This is a genomic window from Nocardiopsis listeri (assembly GCF_020741345.1).
GTDB lineage: Bacteria > Actinomycetota > Actinomycetes > Streptosporangiales > Streptosporangiaceae > Nocardiopsis > Nocardiopsis listeri_A.
Window position 1 is genome coordinate 1 of record NZ_DYZD01000310.1, and the last position, 3987, is coordinate 3987.

The 3987-nt window shown below is 69.5% G+C and carries 3 protein-coding genes and 1 pseudogene; 2 read left to right on the forward strand and 2 right to left on the reverse strand.

Annotation, left to right across the window (positions count from 1 at the left end; translation table 11 throughout):
* Together K8V84_RS16635 and K8V84_RS16640 are read right to left on the reverse strand one after the other, a co-directional pair.
* The coding region (locus tag K8V84_RS16635; RefSeq protein WP_304075936.1) for an acyltransferase at positions 1 to 479 on the reverse strand (479 nt) is incomplete at its 3' end.
* Between the two features lie 139 nt (positions 480 to 618).
* Positions 619 to 1986: a cystathionine beta-synthase gene (locus K8V84_RS16640; protein ID WP_304075938.1), complete on the reverse strand. Its 1368-nt coding sequence runs from the start codon at positions 1984 to 1986 to the stop codon at positions 619 to 621.
* A gap of 327 nt (positions 1987 to 2313) precedes the next feature.
* Here K8V84_RS16640 and K8V84_RS16645 point away from each other — a divergent pair, with 327 nt between their 5' ends.
* Positions 2314 to 3369 (forward strand): SGNH/GDSL hydrolase family protein, encoded by a 1056-nt coding sequence (locus K8V84_RS16645; protein WP_304075940.1) that lies wholly within the window; start codon positions 2314 to 2316, stop codon positions 3367 to 3369.
* A 39-nt stretch (positions 3370 to 3408) separates the two neighbouring features.
* Positions 3409 to 3987 (forward strand): annotated as a pseudogene (locus K8V84_RS16650) (acetyl-CoA C-acyltransferase); the annotation flags it as partial.

A 3987-nucleotide genomic window follows, 5' to 3' on the forward strand; every position in this document is an offset into this window, starting at 1 on the left:
TCGCCGGGCAGGATCACGGAGTTGGCGCCCAGCCAGCTCCCGGCGCCGATGCTCACCGGATCGTCCACCGGCCACTGCAGGCCGACGGGGATGTCGGTGTTGGCGTAGGAGTGGTTCTGGTCGGTGATGTAGACGTAGGGCCCGGTGTAGACGTGGTCGCCGATGTCGACGGACCTGTGGGCGACCACGTGCGAGCCGCGGCCGATCGCGCACCCGGATCCGATGCGCACGACGGTACCTTCGCCGAGGTCGTAGTCGGGGCCCATCCCCGCGGCCAGGGTGATGTCCCCGCCCAGGACGGTGTGCACCCCGATCTCGATCCAGGGTTCGCCGTACAGCGTGGCGATGGGAAAGGCGATGGCCGAACCACTGCCGAAGCGGGCGAACTTGCGGGCGGCCTTGGACTCCGCACGGATCTCACCGTGGGTGCGTGCGTACGACCAGACGGAGCGGATGATCCAGTTGAGGAGCCGGGACACGGGTGCACCTACTTATTACCGGCCAGTAAAAACCAACGCGTCGAACATTAGCAGTGTCCGAGTATGCGGCACCCCGTCCGGTACGTGAGAACCGGGCCCCGAACAAGGTTCGAGACCCGGTACACGAAGGCGACCGCGGTCAGCCCGAAAGGTGCGCCAACAGGTCCTGGCGGGTGAGAATCCCCACCGGCTTGCCGTCGCGCAGCACCACCAGGGCGCCCGACCTGCGCAGCAGACGCACACAGTCGCTCACCGGGGTACCGGTGCCCACCGTGGACAGCGGCTTGGCCATGTGGGTCTCCACCAGGTCGTCCAGGTCGGCGCGGCCGTCGAAGAGGGCGTCCAGCAGGTCGCGTTCGGCGATGGACCCCACGACCTCGGCCGCCATGACCGGCGGCTCCTCCTTCATCACGGGCAGCTGGGAGACGCCGTACTCGCGCATGATCGCCACGGCGGTACCGACGGTCTCGTCCGGGTGGCTGTGCACGAAGTCGGGCATCTCGCCCTCCTTGTCGGACAGCACCTTGCCCGCGGTGGCCTCCTCGGTGTCGGCCGACAGGAAGCCGTAGTCGGACATCCACTCGTCATTGAAGATCTTGCCGAGGTAGCCGCGGCCACCGTCCGGCAGCAGCACGACGATGACGTCGTCCGGACCGGCCGTCTCGGCCACGCGCAGCGCCGCCTCCACCGCCAGGCCGCAGGAGCCGCCCACCAGCAGGCCCTCCTCCTTGGCAAGGCGACGGGTCATCAGGAACGAGTCCTTGTCGCTGACCGCGACGATGTCATCGCAGATCGCCGTGTCGTAGGTGCCGGGCCAGATGTCCTCGCCCACGCCCTCGACCAGGTAGGGGCGGCCGGTTCCGCCCGAGTAGACCGAACCCTCGGGGTCGGCGCCCACGACCTGCACGCGTCCCTCGGAGGCCTCCTTGAGGTAGCGGCCGGTGCCGCTGATGGTGCCACCGGTGCCGATGCCGGCCACGAAGTGCGTGATGCGGCCCTCGGTCTGGTCCCAGATCTCCGGGCCCGTGGAGTGGTAGTGCGAGTCGGGGTTGTTCTGGTTCTCGTACTGGTTGGGCTTCCAGGCGTTCGGGAGCTCCTGGGCCAGCCGGTCCGAGACCGAGTAGTAGGACTCGGGGTGCTCCGGCGCGACCGTGGTCGGGCAGACCACGACCTCGGCGCCGTAGGCCCGCAGCACCGACAGCTTGTCCGGACCGACCTTGTCCGGGCAGACGAAGACGCAGCGGTAGCCCTTCTCCTGGGCGACCATCGCCAGCCCGATGCCGGTGTTGCCCGAGGTGGGCTCAACGATCGTGCCGCCCGGCTTGAGCTCACCGCTCTTCTCCGCCGCCTCGACCATGCGCAGCGCGATGCGGTCCTTGACCGATCCGCCCGGGTTGAAGTACTCCACCTTCGCCAGGATCGTCGGGGCCAGCCCCTCGGTGACCTTCCGCAGACGAACCAACGGGGTGTCCCCGACCAGGTCGATGAGTGAGTCGTGTACCCGCAACTTCGCTCCTTCACATAGTGGCGACCGGGTCTTCGGCTCGCCTGTCTCGCGTCCCCGGTGACGCCCGAGGCGGGTGGGGACCGATCCGGTCTCCCCCACCCTGAACTCTAGGGCGTGTTCTCGGGGGTTCGTTCCGCTTCACCTGGCACGGAGTACCGAAGCGGACCGGTCGGCCCGAGCCCCGCGAACGTATCGAACAGGTGGCCCGAAGGCTCGGATTGTGTGCCGCCAAGGTACGTGACCACCGGGTTCCTCGCCGGTAACGTCGGTTGATGACCGGCTCGCCGGTACCTGGGGCGGGTCCTACTCACCGGGGGTGACTTCCGCATGCTGCGAGCCGCGCGAGCCCGTCGCATCGCCGCCGCCACCGCCTTCGGCGGAGGTGGACTCACGCTCGTGGGCGGGGGCACGCTGGCCCTGCTCTACCTCCAGGCCAAGCTGGCCAAGAACGCCATCGGCGTGACCGAGTGGAAGCGGCCCCGCACCGACGGGGTCTACGGCGAAGGGGACGGACCGCCGCTTCGGCTGTTGATGATCGGCGACTCCACCGCGGCCGGGTTCGCCGTGCGGGAGGCTCACGAGACGCCCGGTGCGATGCTGGCCGCGGGGATCGCCGCGGCCTCCGATCGCCCGGTGGGGCTGCGCTGCACGGCCAAGCCCGGCGCCACCTCCGCCGACCTCGACCGCCAACTCGAACGGGCCGGGGCTCGCATGCCCGACCGGCACTTCGACGTCGCGGTGGTCTTCATCGGCGCCAACGACGTGATCCGCCGGGTACGGCCCAACGACGCCGTGGCGGCGCTGCGCGACGTCACCAGGGATCTGGTGGGACTGGGCACTCCGGTGGTGGTGGCGACCTGTCCGGACCTGGGTACGGTGCGCCCCATCGGATGGCCGCTGCGGTCGGTCGCCCGGCGGGCCTCACGCCAACTGGCGGCCGCCCAGACGATCGCGGTCACCGAGGTCGGCGGTCGCACCGTCTCGCTGAGCGACATCCTCAGCGACGATTTCCGGACGGATCCTGTTTCCATGTTCGGACCGGACCGTTTTCATCCGTCGGCTCGCGGGTACGCCCAGGCCGCGTTCGCCGTTCTTCCCTCCGCGTGCGCCGCCTTGGGCCTGCTGCCCGAACTCGACGAGGGCGAACGCACCCAAGGCGTCCTGCCGGTCGAACGCGCGGCCGTGGTCGCCTCCGAGACACCGGGAACCGAGGTCACACGGGCGGACAGCCCCGAACCGAGCGGTTCCCGGTCCGGCTGGGCCGCCCTCATCCGCGGCCCGTTCCGCCCTCGGGACACCGCCCGGGAACGCGGCCGGGAGCCCGACCCGAAGGACACACGAACGAGGACCCCGGATGGCGCACCAGAACGCCCGACGGGTTAACTGGTCAGTAACAAAGTGCCCACGACAAGGACGAGGAACATGCCCGAAGCAGTCATCGTCGCCACCGCGCGCTCCCCGATCGGCCGGGCCTTCAAGGGCTCCCTGAAGGACATGCGCCCGGACGACCTCACCACCCAGATCATCGGCGCAGCCCTCGCCAAGGTCCCCGAGCTCGACCCCAAGAGCATCGACGACCTCATGCTCGGCTGTGGTCTGCCCGGTGGCGACCAGGGATTCAACATGGCCCGCGTCGTGGCCGTGCAGCTGGGACTGGACACCGTTCCGGGCACCACCATCACCCGTTACTGCTCCTCCTCGCTGCAGACCACCCGGATGGCCTACCACGCCATCAAGGCCGGTGAGGGCGACGTCTTCATCTCCGCCGGTGTGGAGACCGTCAGCCGCTTCGTCAACGGCAGCAGCGACAACCCGCAGAACGAGAACCCGCTCTTCGCGGACGCCAAGGCCCGCACCGAGAAGCGCAAGGAGGGCGGCCAGGGCTCCTGGACCGACCCGCGCGAGTCCGGTGCCCTGCCCGACGCCTACATCGAGATGGGCCAGACCGCGGAGAACGTCGCCGAGCTCACCGGCGTCTCCCGTGAGCGCCAGGACGAGTTC

Bases quoted from the DNA above. Each gene is read 5' to 3' on its own strand.
- K8V84_RS16645 (WP_304075940.1), top strand. From the start codon at position 2,314: ATGCTGCGAGCCGCGCGAGCCCGTCGCATCGCCGCCGCCACCGCCTTC.